This window comes from Pedobacter miscanthi, from assembly GCF_003315595.1.
In the GTDB taxonomy this organism is placed as follows: Bacteria; Bacteroidota; Bacteroidia; order Sphingobacteriales; family Sphingobacteriaceae; genus Pedobacter; species Pedobacter miscanthi.
In genome coordinates, this window is sequence record NZ_QNQU01000020.1 from 104,834 (window position 1) to 122,546 (window position 17,713).

General features: G+C 41.0%; 15 protein-coding genes and 1 tRNA gene. 5 read left to right on the forward strand and 11 right to left on the reverse strand.

Annotated features, from left to right (window positions below):
• Positions 1-6 precede the first annotated feature (6 nt).
• The 4 genes from DRW42_RS20760 to DRW42_RS20775 form a co-directional block, all read right to left on the reverse strand.
• Positions 7-933 carry a cyanophycinase gene (locus tag DRW42_RS20760; RefSeq protein WP_113950783.1) on the reverse strand — a complete coding sequence of 309 codons (927 nt, stop codon included), beginning with the start codon at positions 931-933 and terminating at the stop codon, positions 7-9.
• 10 nt (positions 934-943) lie between these two features.
• Complete coding sequence (locus DRW42_RS20765; RefSeq protein WP_113950749.1) at positions 944-2,305, reverse strand: RagB/SusD family nutrient uptake outer membrane protein; 1,362 nt, start codon at positions 2,303-2,305, stop codon at positions 944-946.
• Positions 2,306-2,320: 15 nt separating this feature from the next.
• On the reverse strand, positions 2,321-5,431 hold the full coding sequence (locus DRW42_RS20770) for a SusC/RagA family TonB-linked outer membrane protein (protein ID WP_113950750.1): 3,111 nt from the start codon (positions 5,429-5,431) through the stop codon (positions 2,321-2,323).
• Positions 5,432-6,243: 812 nt separating this feature from the next.
• Entirely contained in the window at positions 6,244-7,005 is a 762-nt protein-coding gene (locus tag DRW42_RS20775; RefSeq protein WP_113950751.1) for a response regulator transcription factor, read from the reverse strand.
• A 260-nt stretch (positions 7,006-7,265) separates the two neighbouring features.
• On the opposite strand from DRW42_RS20775, the gene DRW42_RS20780 reads away from it, so the two are divergent.
• Positions 7,266-7,997, forward strand: coding sequence for a DUF3667 domain-containing protein (locus DRW42_RS20780; protein ID WP_244215339.1), 732 nt, complete (start codon positions 7,266-7,268; stop codon positions 7,995-7,997).
• 39 nt (positions 7,998-8,036) lie between these two features.
• Here the strand turns inward: DRW42_RS20780 and DRW42_RS20785 are convergent, their stop codons facing one another.
• Entirely contained in the window at positions 8,037-8,384 is a 348-nt protein-coding gene (locus DRW42_RS20785; RefSeq protein WP_113950753.1) for a winged helix-turn-helix transcriptional regulator, read from the reverse strand.
• 108 nt (positions 8,385-8,492) lie between these two features.
• Here DRW42_RS20785 and DRW42_RS20790 point away from each other — a divergent pair, with 108 nt between their 5' ends.
• Both DRW42_RS20790 and DRW42_RS20795 read left to right on the forward strand, forming a co-directional pair.
• Positions 8,493-9,059 carry a hypothetical protein gene (locus tag DRW42_RS20790; RefSeq protein WP_113950754.1) on the forward strand — a complete coding sequence of 189 codons (567 nt, stop codon included), beginning with the start codon at positions 8,493-8,495 and terminating at the stop codon, positions 9,057-9,059.
• Positions 9,060-9,254: 195 nt separating this feature from the next.
• Positions 9,255-10,238, forward strand: coding sequence for a S41 family peptidase (locus DRW42_RS20795; protein WP_113950755.1), 984 nt, complete (start codon positions 9,255-9,257; stop codon positions 10,236-10,238).
• Positions 10,239-10,324: 86 nt separating this feature from the next.
• Here DRW42_RS20795 and DRW42_RS20800 read toward each other — a convergent pair whose 3' ends face one another.
• Entirely contained in the window at positions 10,325-10,702 is a 378-nt protein-coding gene (locus tag DRW42_RS20800; RefSeq protein ID WP_113950756.1) for a hypothetical protein, read from the reverse strand.
• A 23-nt stretch (positions 10,703-10,725) separates the two neighbouring features.
• Positions 10,726-10,799 (reverse strand) — tRNA-Asn (locus DRW42_RS20805).
• 193 nt (positions 10,800-10,992) lie between these two features.
• Here DRW42_RS20805 and DRW42_RS20810 point away from each other — a divergent pair.
• Complete coding sequence (locus DRW42_RS20810; protein ID WP_113950757.1) at positions 10,993-11,913, forward strand: PfkB family carbohydrate kinase; 921 nt, start codon at positions 10,993-10,995, stop codon at positions 11,911-11,913.
• A gap of 330 nt (positions 11,914-12,243) precedes the next feature.
• Here DRW42_RS20810 and DRW42_RS20815 read toward each other — a convergent pair whose 3' ends face one another.
• From DRW42_RS20815 to DRW42_RS20825, 3 genes are read right to left on the reverse strand one after another with little or no spacing between them, the layout of a single operon-like run.
• Positions 12,244-13,839: an MFS transporter gene (locus DRW42_RS20815; protein WP_113950758.1), complete on the reverse strand. Its 1,596-nt coding sequence runs from the start codon at positions 13,837-13,839 to the stop codon at positions 12,244-12,246.
• On the reverse strand, positions 13,832-14,890 hold the full coding sequence (locus DRW42_RS20820) for an HlyD family secretion protein (RefSeq protein WP_113950759.1): 1,059 nt from the start codon (positions 14,888-14,890) through the stop codon (positions 13,832-13,834). Before DRW42_RS20820 ends, DRW42_RS20815 begins: the two co-directional genes overlap by 8 nt.
• A gap of 1 nt (position 14,891) precedes the next feature.
• Entirely contained in the window at positions 14,892-16,229 is a 1,338-nt protein-coding gene (locus DRW42_RS20825) for a TolC family protein (protein WP_113950760.1), read from the reverse strand.
• Between the two features lie 85 nt (positions 16,230-16,314).
• Here DRW42_RS20825 and DRW42_RS20830 point away from each other — a divergent pair, with 85 nt between their 5' ends.
• The gene (locus DRW42_RS20830; protein WP_113950761.1) at positions 16,315-17,142 is read left to right on the forward strand and encodes a helix-turn-helix domain-containing protein; all 828 of its coding nucleotides are present in this window, start codon (positions 16,315-16,317) and stop codon (positions 17,140-17,142) included.
• Here DRW42_RS20830 and DRW42_RS20835 read toward each other — a convergent pair.
• Complete coding sequence (locus DRW42_RS20835) at positions 17,123-17,371, reverse strand: cytochrome b5 domain-containing protein (protein WP_113950762.1); 249 nt, start codon at positions 17,369-17,371, stop codon at positions 17,123-17,125. The two genes, DRW42_RS20830 and DRW42_RS20835, sit on opposite strands and share 20 nt — an antisense overlap.
• Positions 17,372-17,713: the final 342 nt, after the last annotated feature.

Genomic DNA, 17,713 nt, shown 5'->3' on the forward strand with positions numbered 1-17,713 from the left:
TAAGGATTAATTTGAAGCGGTATTACCTGATTTCCGTGGTTCTTTAATCACCTGCCTTTTGGCCAGGTCGTATTTCTGGCCTGCACCAAGGAAGAAAAACGGTCCGTTTGAAGCCGTAAAATCTTCGCGGTTATTTAGCACATGTTTTTCGCCACTGTTTACAATGGTATTGTAATCGTAAATGGCCACAAATGAATGTCCGAGCACCTGCAACGTATCACGTTGTACCAAAATGGCGGTTGCCTCGTTCAGGCCAATGCCGATAAAATCAGGGGCTTTACGGATAAAATCAACCAGATCATACTGGCGGTTACGGACCAATAAATGCTGATCGATGGCCGAATATTTAAGAAAACCTAAACCCTGTGTATGGTCGCCTACCAAAACCTGTGCGCCTTTGGTATCGCCCCTCCACAGAAAAGAACCAATAATACTTGCCCCGGCCGAGCTGCCCGCAATTACTCCTCCCCTGTTCAGCACATCGATAAAAGCCTGATGCGTAAGGGTGTTGAGGTAAGAATCGGCAATGCGCCATTGGCGGCCACCTTCAAAATAAACTGCGGTTGCATTTTTTAGCGGAGCGATAAATTTCTCGCTATTGGCTTCTTTGAAATCGCTGGTGTGGAAAAGGGTTACATTTTTGATACCGGTCTGACGTTTTACTTCTTCAACCCCTTTTTTATCATAAGCTGCCGAATCGCCCGATGCGGTGGTAACCACCACCAGTACGGCTTTATCTTTACCGCCGGCCAGTTCAGTAAATTTCTCCCAGATATCGCGTTGCGAACCCACATTGCCCCCAATAATCAGCAGACTGCCTTTTTCTGGTCCATGTCTGGTATCAGATTTTTTTACGGTAATGGGCGATGATTGGGCAAAAGCCGAATAACCGAATGCGGTTAAGGCCAAAAGAAAAATGCTTAGTTTTTTCATAATCAATTTTTTAATAACCAGGGTTACGGTTTGCTCCTGCCAATTGCGGATCAACCAATGTTTCGTTATAAGGAATCGGGAAAAGATACAGGTGTTTATCAGGCAGGGCCAACACGGTTTGTGCACGGTCTGTACGTACCAGGTTAAACCAGCGATCGGCTTCGAAAGGGAACTCTACCTGACGTTCTTTTTCGAGTGCCAGTAAAATCTCACTTAACGTAGCCGCAGTAGTTGCACCAAGTCCGGCACGGCTACGAACCGAATTTAAATCGGTTTGCGCGCTGTTAGCACCAATGAGGTTGCCCTGTTGCGCCCTTGCTTCTGAACGGATCAGGTATAATTCGGCAATGCGGATAACGTAAGCCGGATCGGTACCCAATGGATTACGGTAATATAATTTTCCATACCATAAATTGCCCGGAGGCGCTGTTTGAGCAATTAAAGTATTACGGTTACCCCCAATAGCGGGGTTATTTAACAAAGCAACCAAAGCATCATTCGGCGACCATTCTCTACGTCCGCCCAAAGCAGGTGGCAACCACCAGTTGCTGTGTCCGTTGGTGTTCGAAGTGGTATAAGCCAGCTCCAGTACCGATTCGTTTGTGGTTACAGCATTATTGGCAAAAAAAGCGCTGTAAGGTGCCACAAGTGAATAATTTGCATTATCATTAATTACTGATGTAGCAAATTGCTCGGCCAACACCCAGTTTTTCTGGTAAAGGTAAAACCTGGCTTTAAGCGCCTGCACAGTACGCAAACTTACCCGGTTACGGCTTACGGCTGTTGGCACCAAAGTTTCGGCAGCGTTTAAATCTTTTAATACCTGTGCATAGGTATCGGCCAGGCTGCTGCGTGGAATATTGCTGTTATCTGATGAGTTATTAGTCGGTTTTAAGATCAGCTGTACACCACCCCAACCGCGTGCCAAATCGAAATAAGCCAGAGCACGCACGAAATAAGCTTCGCCAAGGTATTGGTTTTTCAACGTTGTGGTCAATAAAGGATCACTAACAGTTGGCACCTTATCAATGATATAATTGGCCTGAGATATGGTTTTGTAAATAGCCGTCCATGCCGACTGCACATAACCATTGGTAGCAGAAGTAAGGTGTTTAGTAATTTCGTTGGGATCAGACTGCGAGCCCGACCACTGAATATCTCCGGCAGATAAATAAGAAAGTGCCGGGAAGTTTGAGCCATAATAACTGTTGGCCGCCAAAAGGTTAAATAAACCATTTACGGCAGTAGCCGCAGTACCGGCATTGATAATGGCCTGATCCTGATCTACCTGCAACTGGGGCTGTACCTCCAGAAACTTTTTGCAGGAAGTAAACAGGATGATGACTGCGAATATGTATATAACTTTTTTCATGATTGATTATTCGGTTTAAAAGGTAATGTTTGCACCTATCTGGAAAGTACGTGGCACAGGTGGCGTACCTAAATCGTAGCCGAGTACGGTAGCCGATGATGATACATTGATCTCCGGATCGGGACCTTTGTATTTAGTCCACAACCAAAGGTTTGATCCACTTGCATAAATCCTGACAGAATTTATCCTGGCTTTTTTGATAAAGTCTTTCGGCAGGTTATAACCGAGGGTTACATTACTCAGGCGAAGGAAAGATCCGTCCTCAATATTACGACTGGTTGGGCTCAGGGTGTAGTTTTGTCCGTAAGCGGTTAACCTTGGCATATTGGTAATATCGCCAGGTTTCTGCCAGCGGTCTAACTGGTAAACATCCATGGCCCTGTTGGCATCGCGGGTTCCGCCACCTTCAAGAAAATAATTGTTGTTATTGTAAACCTTATTGCCATAAACAAAATTGAAGAACACCGATAAATCGAAGCCTTTATAGCTGAGGTTATTTGTTAAACCCCCGTTAAATTTCGGTAGCGCATTACCCACAGGAACAATATCGTTTGAGTTGATTACGCCATTTTTGTCGGCATCTTCGTACACGGCATTTCCGGTCTGTGGATCAACATAAAGCTGGTTGTACACATAAAAAGTATACATCGATAAACCTTGCACCATACGTTCGGCAGCATAAGCGGCAACCACTGGTGTAGGTAGTTTTTCAATTTTATTGATGTTGCGCGAAATATTAAAATTGGTACTCCATTTAAACGCACCATCGAGGTTAACACTGCTGATATTCAGTTCCAATCCTTTATTGCTCATTTCACCGGCATTGGTAAGGATAGAAGAAAAACCTTTACTCGAGGCCAGCGGCAGATTAAGCAACAGGTTGCTGGTGTATTTATCGTAAACATCACCGCTTAAAGTCAAACGGTCTTTAAAGAAACTCAAATCGAAACCGATATTGGCCTGACGGGTACTTTCCCATTTCAGGTCAGGATTGGCCAATTGCGACGGCACCGTACCCGGATTGTTCTGATAGTTGGCTCCAGCACCCCATAAACCACGCGAGGCAAAATCGTTGATCCCGTTCTGATTTCCGGTTACACCAATACTTCCGCGGAGTTTGAAGTCTGAAATTACGGCAACATCTTTCAGGAAATTTTCCTGTTTAACACGCCAGGCCAAACCTGCAGAAGGGAAATATCCCCATTGATGGTTGGCACCAAAACGCGAAGAACCATCGGCACGGATACTGAAAACTGCATAATATTTTCCACCGTAATTATAATTTAAACGGGCAAAAAATGACGACAGTGTATATTTAGATTCAGATGCAGATGAAGTGGTGTTAGCGGCAGAGGCAATCTGCTGGAACGAATCGTTCGGGAAATTGGTACCCTGCGCCAGGGTCTGGTTGGATACTGATCCCTGTAAGGAATTACCGATCAAAGCACCAAAAGTATGTTTACCGGCAACGTGGTTATAATTTAAGGTTTGCTCGTTTGTCCAGATGGTGTTATTGCTTACACTTGAGGTACCCAGGTTTTTGTTCGCAATACCCAGGTTGGTTAAACTGTTCCAGTACTGGAATTCGTTATATTGGTTATAATCAACACTCCAGCTGGTTTTGAAGGTTAAATCTTTGGTGATATTCACCTCACCATACAGGTTACTGATTAACCTGTTACTGGTGCTGTTCATATTGGTATTGTTTAGCAGCACATCAAGGTTATCAAAACCTGCCCATTTACCCGGGGTTCCATCAGCATTAAATTCTGGCAGATAAGTTGGGGTATGCAAAGCCGACTGTAAAATCCCACCCTGTGGACCATCGCCTACACGTGCATTAGTGCGGTAAGTTTGGGTAAGGATATTACTGGTTCCGATTTTTACGTAATCGTTGATTTTCTGATCGAGGTTCAGTTTAAAACTTCCCCTTCTAAAATCGTTTGTTTTAAGCGTCGCTTCCTGTTTATTTAAACCTCCGCCAATATAATAGGTGGTTTTATCGTTACCACCCGAAACAGAAACATCGTAGTTTTGCAACAGTCCGGTGCGGAAAGCTTTATTTAAACGGTCGTAGGTGTTTTGATCCTGTGGCAAACCACGTGGGGCCGGATTAGCTCTTGGAATATCAGTCAGTGCGCGGAAGGGCTGATGTTTATAAGTGGTATCAGGAGCTGTTCCTCTTGCAGCTGCAGTTGCTAAAGCTTCGGCATAAGAGTTGCGGTAAAATTCGTTAATCAGTTCGGCATGTTGTGGCCCTGTTACCAGATCCCATAATTTAGGCGCTTTTGCCACACCTACGTAAGCACTTAAACTTACTTTTGGTGCCGTATTGTATTTACCGCGCTTGGTGGTAATCAAGATTACCCCGTTTGCTGCACGGGCACCGTAAATGGCTGTTGCATCTGCATCTTTTAAAACGGTAACACTTTCTATATCATCCGGACTGATATCTGATAAAGGGTTATTGGCCTGCCCCTGGGTAGTAATACGTTGTAGCGATCCGCTGTTTACATAAACACCATCAATTACATATAAAGGATCGTTGCTGGCATTGATAGAAGTTGTACCACGGATGCGGATAAACATTCCGTCGCCAGGAACACCGGTGGAAGTGCTTACCTGCAAGCCGGGAGCTTTACCTTGAAGCTGCTCGGCAAAAGTGGCTGTTGGTTTAGCCCTTACTTCATCAACAGCAATGGTAGAAACCGAGCCTGTTAACGATTTTCTGGTCTGGGTACCGTAACCAACTACCACAACATCATTTAACTGGCTGTTTACTTCTTTTAACCGGATGGTAACTGGACTGGTGCCCACTACAATTTCTTTGGTTTCGTAACCTACAGAGCTTAAAATTAAAGTATAAGGCAATTTCTGTCCTGTAATAAAAACAAATTTACCGTCGCCGTCTGTCGAAACTACGTGTGTAACGCCTTTAATTCGCACTACAACGCCAGGCAATGGTTGTTTGGTTAAAGAGTCGATTACTGTACCTGTCAGTTTGGAATTAATCAGTGGCGGAGGCTCAACCTGGGCAAAAATTTTAAGGGGTACGGCCAGCACAGTGAGGAGCAAAATGAGGCTGGCCAATAAGAATGGTTTTTTCTTATGGAGAAATATTTCCATATTTAACGGGTTTTATGTTAATGATTCAATTCATTGGATAAAGCTGAATGGGTATCAGTGCGTGATTGGCGTTACAGAACTGATATTCCGTGATAACCGGCGAGGCTTCCTTGCCGGTTCTTTTTTGGCAATAATTTCAACACATATTTGAGGGGGCTTGGTGGTCAGGTTTTAAGGTATCATAGGTTTAACCTATAACTTTTCGGGGGAAAAATCATAATCAACAACAGCACATATTTCCATGGAAATAGATATTTAAAACAGAGCGTTTAAGATTAATATCAGAGGTAGAGGATGTTTGGGGTATTATTGTTGCATTCATGATCAGCGCAAACATATTGATAAATATTTAATCTACAAAATCCATAGACTAACTATTAATAATGTTACACGAGTTATTTTATTGAATGTTAGGGGATATTTGGTTTCATACCTCGCAGGTTTTAAAAACCTGCGAGGTATGAAGAAAATGGTTCATGACGAAACGAACCATGGCGCGGGTGTCAACGTCTGTGCTACTACCCATTGTAACTAAACCCGATTGAAGTGAACATTCCGATTCTTCATCGGAATAAAACGGAAAGCGGGATTGAAAATCCGATGAAAAGCTGAACCCTCATTTCCAAATAATATTAATCGTTTGTAAACGATAAATTATTCAATGCTCGTTAGCAGGATTTCAGACCTCGCAGGTTTTTGAAACCTGCGAGGTCTATAAAACATGCCGTTTGCGCTCGTTGTAAACGAGTGCGTAAATAGTTAAACGATAAATTATTCAACGCCCGCTAGAAACGAGCGTAGCAAAATTTTGCCTAAATAATCCTGCTGTTAACGGCATAAGAAAGTGCTTCTACCATGTTGCTCACCCTTAAACGGTCAAAAATCCGACGTCTGTAGTATTTCACGGTATCAGGAGCAACAAATATTTTTTCAGCAATCTGGTTAATGGTTAAACCCTGCGCATGTAACCGCAATACTTCTATTTCCCTGTGGCTGAGTTTTGGTTTCTCTGATTTACGCCAGATATTATCTTTGATATCCAGCGCCCATACCTCATCGGTTCCTTGTTTATAAATAAAAATATTGCCCGCTTCCTGGTGGTTCGAAATGGAAACTATACACATCGCTTTCCACATTTTTCCTTCCGGAGATAGAAATAAAGGTGTAAGCCGGTGGTTAATCAGCATGGGCTTACCTTCCTGATTGATCAGATGGAAATCGTAAGAAATACTATATAACTTTTTCTCATTAACAGGTAATTTAGCAAAGAAATCAAAACCAGCTTCATTAATCAGGTTTAATAAAGCGAGATCTTTTTCGGGCACATTTTTGAAATAAAACGCATAGCCCAAATTAAGCACCTCGGCTGGCGAATAGCCACATAAAAACAACGGGTTTTCCGAAACATATTCGAAAGCCATCTTTTCATAATCAATTACATACACACTTTCGTAAGTCAGCCTTGCAAAAGCACTTACAGCTTCCAGATAATCGTGCTGCTGAAAGTATGCTTCATCTGATATTTTCGCGATTTTATTCTTGGTAAGCAGGCTGGAGTTGATATGATCTTTCATGTAAAGGATGGCTTAATCACAAATTTACACTAAAGTGTAGTCACTGAAAATATTTTTGTAGCCACTTTTACAGAAAATAATTTAATAATGAAAAAACCGTCTGAATTAAGATCAAACGAGCTAAATAAACGTAAAGTAACTTTCAGGGATGCCTTAATTGCATTTTTTATAGTGGGTTTATTTATTGTTTTCTCGTTATTTTTTCTTCACACAAAACTTATTTATTTATTCCTGTAGTGGTTTAACACAAATCGAATTGTATGATGTACCCTGATCTCACAAATTGCAGAAACTGCAGCCATACCGTAAACAGCAACTTTTGTGGCCAGTGTGGTCAGCCCGTAAATATTAAAAGGGTCGATTCGCACTATATCCTGCACGAAATACAGCATGTTTTACATTTCGAAAAAGGTATTTTATATACGATAAAAGAATTATTGATCAGGCCCGGACAAAACATTAAAGAATTTATCAGCGATAACCGCAGCAGATTGGTAAAACCCATATTGTTCATTATCATTACTTCTTTAATTTACACCATAATCAATCATTTCTTTCATATCGAAAAAGGATATATAGTGTATACAGGCACCGAAAAATCTGCTGTAGGCTCAATTGTTGATTGGGTGCAGAACCATTATGGTTATGGCAATATTATTATGGGCATATTTATTTCCTTTTGGCTGAAACTGTTTTTTAAAAAGTATAGCTATAACTTTTTTGAGATACTGATCCTCTTGTGCTTTGTAATGGGCGTGGGCATGTTGATTTTTTCTTTTTTTGCCATTATAGAAGGATTAACCAAATACAGCCTGATGAAAGTTTCCGGACCACTAGGAGTAGCCTACTGTACCTGGGCCATGGCCCAGTTCTTTAACAAAAAGAAAGCAGGAAGTTATATAAAAGCATTTATTGCCTATACTTTAGGCATGATTACATTTTCCATTGCTATAGGGATTTTAGGTACGTTAATTGATAATTTCACCAAATAATCAATGCATCTAATTGCTAACAGTTAGATTGAAACATACCTATTTTTTTATTACTGCTGCCATATCATCCCTGCCCCATTGTTCAATTGTTTTGATCAGTGGAAGGAGCGAAAGTCCGTAGGGTGTAATTTTATATTCAACACGTGGCGGTATTTCAGGGAACACAGTACGCGCTATAATGTGGTCTTCTTCCAGTTCTTTAAGCAGGTTTACCAACGTTTGTTTACTAATGGTTGGGATACCTTTTTTCAACAAGCTAAAACGGTTGCAGTTTAGGCTGATGGCATAAATAATCAGCACTTTCCATTTGCCGCCAATTTTATTCAAAAAGTGTGTTACCCCACAATTATTAGGGTTAAAATCTTTGTTCTTTCTTTTATTTGCCATTGGTCTAAAATGATGTACTAAGCACAATATTTACGACTATTCCGGATAGGAACCGAAGGTAGTAAATTTGTTCATACTTAATATACAACCATTTAAAGGATTAAAACTATGACACCAGCAGAAATTAAAGAGCATATTTTAGGAGAATGGATAAGCATCGCATTCGAGATCCGTCCGAGTAGCCTTAAAAACGAAGATGGCTCACTTAAACCTTTTTACCTGAAAAGGAAGTTTAGTTATCTAGCAAACGACAAATTTGAACTCGAAATCATCAATTCGGCAGATCCTTATGGCGAAACACCATTATCTAAAATAGAACTTAAGGGACACATGGTATGGCAGGGAGAACACCCTATTGCTGCCGGCGCCCAAAAGGTAAAGTTTATCGCCGATGAGGGCTACCAGGTTACTGCACTTAATCAGCCCTTTGCCGATCTGCTCAATAAAATTGCACTTAACGGCTACGAACATTGGGAAGTAAATAAAACACAGGATATCCTTAAAAAAACATTTGCACCGTTTGGGTTGGCAGAAGGACAAGTATTTGCCGAATATGATCTGATATACCCATTGGATAATCTTTTGTTCTGGGGTGCAAGAAATGTTGATGGACGAGGTTTTGATACAGAAGAAAACAGGCCAAGCAATCTTCAGATACCTTTGATCAGAAATTAAAATTTCTTTTAATGAAATAGATGCGGATAAAATGGTTATCCGCATTATACTTGTGCCTCATTTCAGGCAATTCTAGCCTATTTACTAAAACGTTTTAAATCCTTGTAAAAGGCTAATTTCAACTATAATAAATCATTAGTTCATGATAATTTTTATATTTTTGATATCAACGATAAACCTTTAACGCTTTCATCAATGGTCAAAAATTTCACTGCAATTCTATCTTTATTTCTTGTATCTGTAATCACATTAACAGCTTGTTCGCAACATAAGCCATCGGTACAGGAAGACATCCGTTTTCTGACAACTGTTGTAAAAACCAATCTCAAACAAAAGTACTTTGATAAAAAGAAAGCCGATAAGCTGGTCAAAAAAGTAACAGAAATGGAGCGCGAAAAGTTATTTGAAAACGTATCGGTACAGGTTGCAGCAAAAATGATTACAGATATGCTCCGTAAAGAAACAAGCGATAAACATTTTAACGTAATTGCGTATACCATCGAGCCTCAAACTGAAACTAAACCACAGTCTCAGCCACAAAAACAACCACCCTTTACGGCAGGTATTACCAGCATTAAGATTTTGAAGAACAATATTGGATACATCAAGTGGGATGCCTGTATTGCCGGAGAAGAAGCATTTAAAAAAATTCGGAGCGCACTGGATTCAGTAGCAGGGTGTAAGCAGATAATCTTCGACATTACCGAAAACCCTGGTGGAGATGGCGCCAGCAGTGCCTTTATCAATCAGTTTTTTTATGAATCAAAAGATTATCAAACGCTTCTGATCAAAAAATGTACGGACGAAACCAACTGGCATCAGAGCGAAGTAATTTTCAATTATTCGCAGGGACCTAAATTCTTTAACACACCTTTGTATATTATTCTCTCTGAAAAAACCTTTTCGGCAGCCGAATATTTTGCTTTTACTGCAAAAGAAATGAAAAGGGCAACTATTTTAGGAAAAACCACTGCCGGGGCAGGAAACCCAGGCAATAGTATGAATGCTTATTTGCCAGGCTCTGATAACGTGGTTTGGATGTTTACACCAAACTGCCAAATCACCACTCGTGCAGGACATTCGTTAGAAGGTGTTGGTGTTAAACCCGATGTAGAACTTACAAGTAACAACTGGGTTGATGAAACAGTTGATTACATATTAAGCAAAGGAAATAAATAGATTTCTTGCTGCTGCCCTCAGGTTGAATTTATGGCCCGGTAAGAAGTATAAAAAAAAAGCTTCCAAAGAATGTCGTAAGGCTTCAATTATGCTCCTTCTGCAGGGCTCCCCGATGTGAAATCGGGATAAACTTCTCGCCCAAAAACAGTCTTTAAACAAAAAACCACAACTTTCGTTGTGGCTTTTGAAGCTCCTTCTGCTGGGCTCCCCGATGTAAAATCGGGATAAACTTCTCGCCCAAAAACAGTCTTTAAACAAAAAACCACAACTTTCGTTGTGGCTTTTGAAGCTCCTTCTGCTGGGCTCCCCGATGTAAAATCGGGATAAACTTCTCGCCCAAAAACAGTCTTTAAACAAAAAACCACAACTTTCGTTGTGGCTTTTGAAGCTCCTTCTGCTGGGCTCCCCGATGTAAAATCGGGATAAACTTCTCGCCCAAAAACAGTCTTTAAACAAAAAGCCACAACTTTCGTTGTGGCTTTTGAAGCTCCTTCTGCTGGGCTCGAACCAGCGACCCTCTGATTAACAGTCAGATGCTCTAACCGGCTGAGCTAAGAAGGAATCCGGCTGTCCAAAAAAACAGGCTTTTTAAGNGGCTGAGCTAAGAAGGAATCCGGCTGTCCAAAAAAACAGGCTTTTTAAGCTTTTCAGCAAATATCCGCTTGTTCGTTTTGGGAATGCAATATTAGGGCTTTTAAATTATTTATGCAATATTTGCAGTGAAAAAATTTAGAAAAAAAATTAATACAAAGATATGAGCCTGATAATCATAGGTACTGTAGCTTTTGATGCTATTGAAACTCCTTTCGGAAAAACGGATAAAATTGTTGGTGGGGCAGCAACCTACGCAAGTTTAGCTGCTTCTTACTTTTATAATAAAGCAAAAATTGTAGCAGTTGTTGGTGACGATTTCCATCAGTCAGACATCGATACCTTTACCAATCACGGCATTGATACCGAAGGATTACAGATTAAAGCAGGCGAAAAATCATTTTTCTGGTCGGGAAAATACCATAACGACATGAATAGCCGTGATACTTTAATTACTGAATTAAATGTATTGGAAAACTTCGATCCGATTATCCCTGAAAGCTATCAGGACTGCGAATACCTGATGTTGGGCAATTTAACCCCACAGGTACAGCAAACCGTAATTAAACGTCTTAAAAACCGCCCAAAACTGATCGTAATGGATACCATGAACTTCTGGATGGACATTATGATGGATGATTTACTGGAAACCATTAAACTGGTTGATGTATTAACGATTAATGATGCAGAAGCCCGTCAGTTATCAGGCGAATACTCGTTAGTTAAAGCAGCTAAAAAAATCCTTGCCATGGGGCCAAAATATTTGATTATTAAAAAAGGCGAACATGGTGCATTACTGTTCCACGAAGATCAGATTTTCTCTGCTCCTGCTTTACCTTTGGCTGAAGTATTCGATCCAACTGGTGCAGGCGATACCTTTGCAGGTGGTTTTATCGGTTATTTAGCAAAAGTGGGTACCATCAACTTCAATAACATGAAAAATGCGATCATTTATGGATCGGCACTGGCTTCTTTCTGCGTAGAAAAATTCGGAACTGAAAAGTTATTAAACTTAACCGACGAAGAAGTTGCCGCAAGGATTCAACAGTTTGTAAGCTTAAGCGCATTTACGATTGAAGCTTAGTCAGTTTTCAATTGGTAGTTTTCAGTTGACAATTGGCAATTGAAGATAAACGAACCGCAGGTTTAAGAGATGAATTTCTTCTAAACCTGCGGTTTTTTTTGCTTACACTTCGTGTAACTCGATCGTCATGCTGAATTTATTTCAGCATCCTTCATGCTATAAAGACCCTGAAATGAATCCGATATCGGGTGCACCGAAGTCGAGAACCCGAAGGCTCAGCGAAGCTAAATCTATCTCGAGATATAGATTTCTCCATTTCGCTACCAATGAAAAATTGGTACGCTACAGTCGAAATGACGATATTGAATAGTAGCAGTGACGTTTCGCCTACTAAAACCCTACCGCAGCAGGCTGCCTGTTCCTTAAATTAATCACTGTTCGGCTAATAACCGGTTGCAGGGCAATCAGAATAATTGATAGTAAACAAAGCACCGCAATCCATTCATAATAACTTACACAGAACTGTAGAAATGTTTGCTTTTGCACAGCTTTATTGAGCAAGCCAATTGCCGCCTTACCAGCTTCATCGTGGGGCATGCCCTTGCTGCTTAATAGCGATTGATACATTTTTAACCTATCCGGCAGGTTAAAATCGAGCAATGTTAGATTGCTCCGTAAATCATCATTATGTTTTCCTTTAAAGTATAGCTGATAGAAATTAATAAAGGCTAAACTCAGGCTAAAAGTCGAAAAACGCACAAAAATGCCCACAGAAGATGCCGACTGGCTCATATTTTCGGGTACCGACGACATAATAAACATCACAATGGGCGACATTACCATCCCAGCACCCAAACCCTGCATAAATAACGGCAGGTAGAAATTAACTGTTCCGGCTTCGGTAGCGAACAACTGGCACATCCACAAAAAGAATACAAAAAGGAATATAAAACCCATTACCCAAAGCACCCTTAAATGTTTTTGGCGCACCATAAAGCGGATGGCAATGATGGAACCTGCCACTACCCCGGCGATGTTAAAAATCATCATTTCGTTGGCATGCAGCGAATCCATACCTAAAACGGTGATAAAATAAGAAGAAGTTAAGCCGAAAGCACCGCGGATAATGTAGAGGATTACTAAAAAAACAATCCCGATGGCAAAATTCCTCGATTTAAACACCGCCAGATCAACTGCAGGTCTTTTCAATGTACGCTGCCGTGCTATCGAAACCGCAAACAGAAATAAAATGGCCAATATGGAATAAACAATGCTTTCGTCATCAAGCCAATCGTATTCCTGCCCATAAACCAATACGTAAGCAATTAGCACCAACATGGTCGAAAAAAGCACAAAACTCATCCAATCTATTTTATAGAGTGGTGTTTTACGTAAAACATGTACCCGGTTCATTACACTGAAAAGCAGAATGGCACTTGGTAAAAAGCAGAAAATAATGGCCTTATAAACCACATTATATTCATAATTTTCTACAATGGGTACCGAAAATAATGCAGTAAGTGGCGATACACAAAGGATCATACCATAAAAAATGGTATAACCGGTTTCTTTTGCATGTTCTGATTTTAAGCGGCTAAAAAGCAGATTCAGCGAAATGCTTGTTAAACCACAGTTTACAATTCCCTGTAAAAATCGAAGCGTAAAAATGAGCCATATTTCGCGCGTATGGTAACACCAATAGGCAATCAGGATTTCTAAAATAATACAGATCAGCAGGTAATCTTTGGTAACCACCCGGGCAAAAAACCGCCGCTCTACTACGGCAAAACTGGCTACGGCTGCGTAAAACATCAACATCGAAAACTGGATGTCGGAGGCACTGGCCCCATAATAACCCGCCGCAGCGGTACCATCAGCGGTAGATAGTGCAAAAAGCAATACGGATGATAGAAGCACTGCAAAAATGCTCAATATCACCAGCCATTCAGGTACTTTTGTTTTAAATATCGGCAAACGATCAGTCATTTTTTTTCACTTTAACAATGGCGCTCATGCCCGCACTTAAAGCATCAATCCCTTTATCCTGCTTATCCAGGCGGATACGTACGGGAATTCTTTGTGCAATTTTCACGAAATTTCCGGTCGAATTATCTGGGGGCAATAAAGAAAACCGCGAACCTGTTGCACCGGAAAGGGATTCTATTTCACCCTGAAATGACTGCCCGGGGAAAGCATCTACTTCTACATTTACCTTTTCACCAACATGCATCCTGGCAATTTGCGTTTCCTTAAAATTGGCCACTACCCATTTCCCGGCGCTGCGATCAACCAGATAGGCGATAGTTTGGCCGGTTTGAACCAATTGCCCCACCTGTATCGTTCTTCTGCCCATTTTGCCATCGTAAGGTGCTACAATAACTGTGTAAGAAGTATTTAGGTTATTTCTTTTTACTACTGCCGTTCTTCTTTTTATTTCAGATGCCAGTACTTCGCGCTGCGCTTTAATATCGTTCGTTCTCGAAATGGCTGTTGCATAATCTTCTTTGGCAGCCAGGTAGTCGGCCTGTGCCACCTGCAATAAACTTTCTATCGTTTCTAACTGCTGGCGTGTAGCCGATTCTGCATCGAACAGTTTTTTATAGCGGTTATATTCTGTTTGCTGTTTCCAGAGTTTTGCTTTTGCCGCTGCAATTTTAGCTGCAGCAACCAATGCGGTACTCTGTGCGGTTTTAATGTTACTTTGCTGTACCGAAACCTGTGCTTTAGCATTCAACAACGAAGCCGAAGCCTCATCCTGCTGTACGGTATAATCATCATCATCAATAAGTACCAGTGTATCACCTTTTTTCACTTCCTGGTTTTCTTCAAATTTTACTGCTTTAATATAACCGCTTACCCTTGCCGTTACGGGATTAATGTACTCATCCACCTGCGCATCGTTGGTTTCTTCAAATTTCATGTAGCCGAAAAGTGTTTTTCCTCCCCATACCATCAGTACTACTAAAACGATGAGCGCGATGATGGTGGTAATTCTACTGATAATTTTATCGGCTTTGCTTTGTTTCTGTGTGTTCATTTTATAAATTTCCTACGGCTTTTTGTAATTGATAATATTGCATTTTGGCATTCACTTTTGCAGTGGTAAGTTCGAACCTCGATTGCAGTAACTGGGTTTCGGCATCAAGCAGATCGGTTAAAAGCGACAACTGGTTGAAATAGGTATTCTGCACAATGCGGTAACTTTCTGCAGCCTGTTTAATGTTCTCTTCGGCCAAGGTGATGCGCTGCACCGATTCTTTGTAGCGGATATAATTTTCCTGCACTTCCTGGCGGATATGATCTTTCACATCTTCATCTTCTATTTCCTGCTGATGTACTTTAATTTCCGCTTCTTTTACTTTATGCTGATTGGTGTACCACGATGAAATCGGAATTTTAATCTTAAGCCCCACCATACCATTACTGTAAAGCGAAAGTGCATAAGGGTAAAACTGGATCTGCGGATAGGCAAAAGCATATTCACCGAAGAAACCCAGAGAAGGCATGATGTTCGACTTTACATTTTTAAGTTTCAGTTTAGCTAATGCCTGCTCTTTTTCCGAAATCTGAATCTTATACGACGATATTTTTGCATCATTAAAATATTCATCAACCTGTTTTAAGGCAATAGCATCTGTTTCCTGGTCTGAGATCTGTGGATTTAAAGGCGCATCATCTGCCCTACCGATCAAGATATTGAGTTTCTGTTTGGCAATGCCGATACTGTTTTCGATTTCGGTAAGCAACATCTTTTGTTTCGAAAGACGTAATTCGGCCCTTAACACATCACTTTTTAATATCGTACCGTTTTTATAGAGCTGGTTAATTTCAGCCAATTGCTTTTCGCGGTCGCGGATGTCCTGCTCCAATAAAGCCCTGTAAGAAATATTGCGGAATACATCATAAAAATAAACGGCAGCCGTATAATGGATTTCCTGCTTGCTCTGGCTTTTTTGGATTCTGCTCAATTCACTTTCTACTTTCGAAGCATTAATTTCGATAGTGGTTTTTCCGCCGTTATAGATATTGAAATAAGCATCGGCACCGGCTTTATAATAAGTAGGCGCAACAGGAAACTGGCTTGGGGTATGGAACAACCCGTTTTCGTAAATGGGTAAGGGAAAAACGTGTGCATAAAGGCCTTCGGCAGCAATTTCAGGCAATCTTTCTGCCTTACTTACTTTTACATGTACATCGGTTGCCTGCACATTAAGCCCCTGCATCTGCATCTTTTTATTGTTGCTATCGGCCAGTGCCCAAACCTGGCTGATGGTAAAATTACTTTGATCAGGAATGGCCTGTGCATGTACAAAAACTGATGATAAAAGAAAGCCTATACCTAGCAAAAACATTCTTTTACGCTTTAAAAAAATCATATCTGTTAATTAATGATGCAAATTTCGCTACAGATTTGTTACTTTGTTTTATCTAAACTGACAGATATTTATTCAAACCAGCCAAATGATAAAAGTTAGCAACGAAGACTTTTTATTTGCAATCGACGAAAAACCAGAAACCATGTATGTTTGGCATAGCAGGTTCGAAGACCGATTTCAGGATCATAGCCATTTAAAGGGGCAGCTTACTTATGTAGAAGGCGGCATTATTTTTTTATACACTAAAGAGAAATCTTACTTTTTGCCTGCCCGGCACTACGTCTGGATCCCCGCCGGGGTAGAGCACCATTTGCAACACCGCTACCATGCCGCCATAGTGCGGAACATCTATTTCGATAGCACAACCGACGATGAAAACCCATTTTATAAAAAGATTGGCATTTATCCAGTAAATAACCTTTTGCTCGAAATGTTCCTCTTTTCTGAGCGCTGGAACGGGAATATTACCCCCAAAACGCATGAATACGATTTTTTAAATACACTAAAAAATATTCTGCCGGTAGTGAGCGAACATCCGCTGCCTATTGCACTCCCTACTACTGAAAACATGAGGTTGCGCCCTGTATTGCGGCATATTGTAGATGGACTAGCCGATGATGGTATGAGTTTAGAAAGTGTGGGTAAGGCTATGGGATTTAGCGAACGTACGCTTTCGCGGTTATTTCAATCGGCTTTGGATACTTCCTTTTTCCAGTATCTGAAACTGGCGCGGATGATTAAAGCAATGGAAAAATTACTGGAAAGTGATGCCACCATTAGCGAAGTGGCCTATCAGGTGGGTTATAACAGTATTTCCTCTTTCAGTAATACTTTTTATAAAATGGTAGGCAAACGGCCGTCTGAATTTAAGGAGTTAAAACAAGCTACGCTCACTAAAATGAACCTGGTTTAACCAACACGGCAATGGGCGTAAATTTTTCAAAAACGGCTTCGGTATGAGGTGCGTCGGGCAGTTCGTCGGTTAAATCCTGTCCGGCCCAATGTTCGTAATGTTTACCGTTGCGCCATAACCTGCTATCCGTCATATCGTAAATTAGCCCTTTATAAGCTACCCAGATCTGGGGCTTATCTTGTCCGTTGCGTAATGCGAGCTGTTGTTTGGTATAAGTGGGTAAATCCATCGATATTAATTTCGGGTTGAAGATAGAAAAATTTAAGAAGACAGTCTCTCTAGAGATACCGTCATTTCGAGCGGAGTGCAAGGCAGTCGAGAATCCGAAGGCTCAGCGAAGCTAAATCTATTGAGCACAGATCTCTTCGTTCCGCAAAGGCTCCAGTCGAGATGACGAATTTTATTGGGTTCGAAGCGCAAAACCGTTCTTTATAAACCCGATTGCAGTGGTAGCTGCCGGCTTCACGCCGGCACTACAAACGAAAAGCGGGACCGCAGCCCCCCAAAAACTACCGTACGTTGATTTTCTAAAAAAAGATTATCCTTCGACTACGCACAGGATGACATCTTT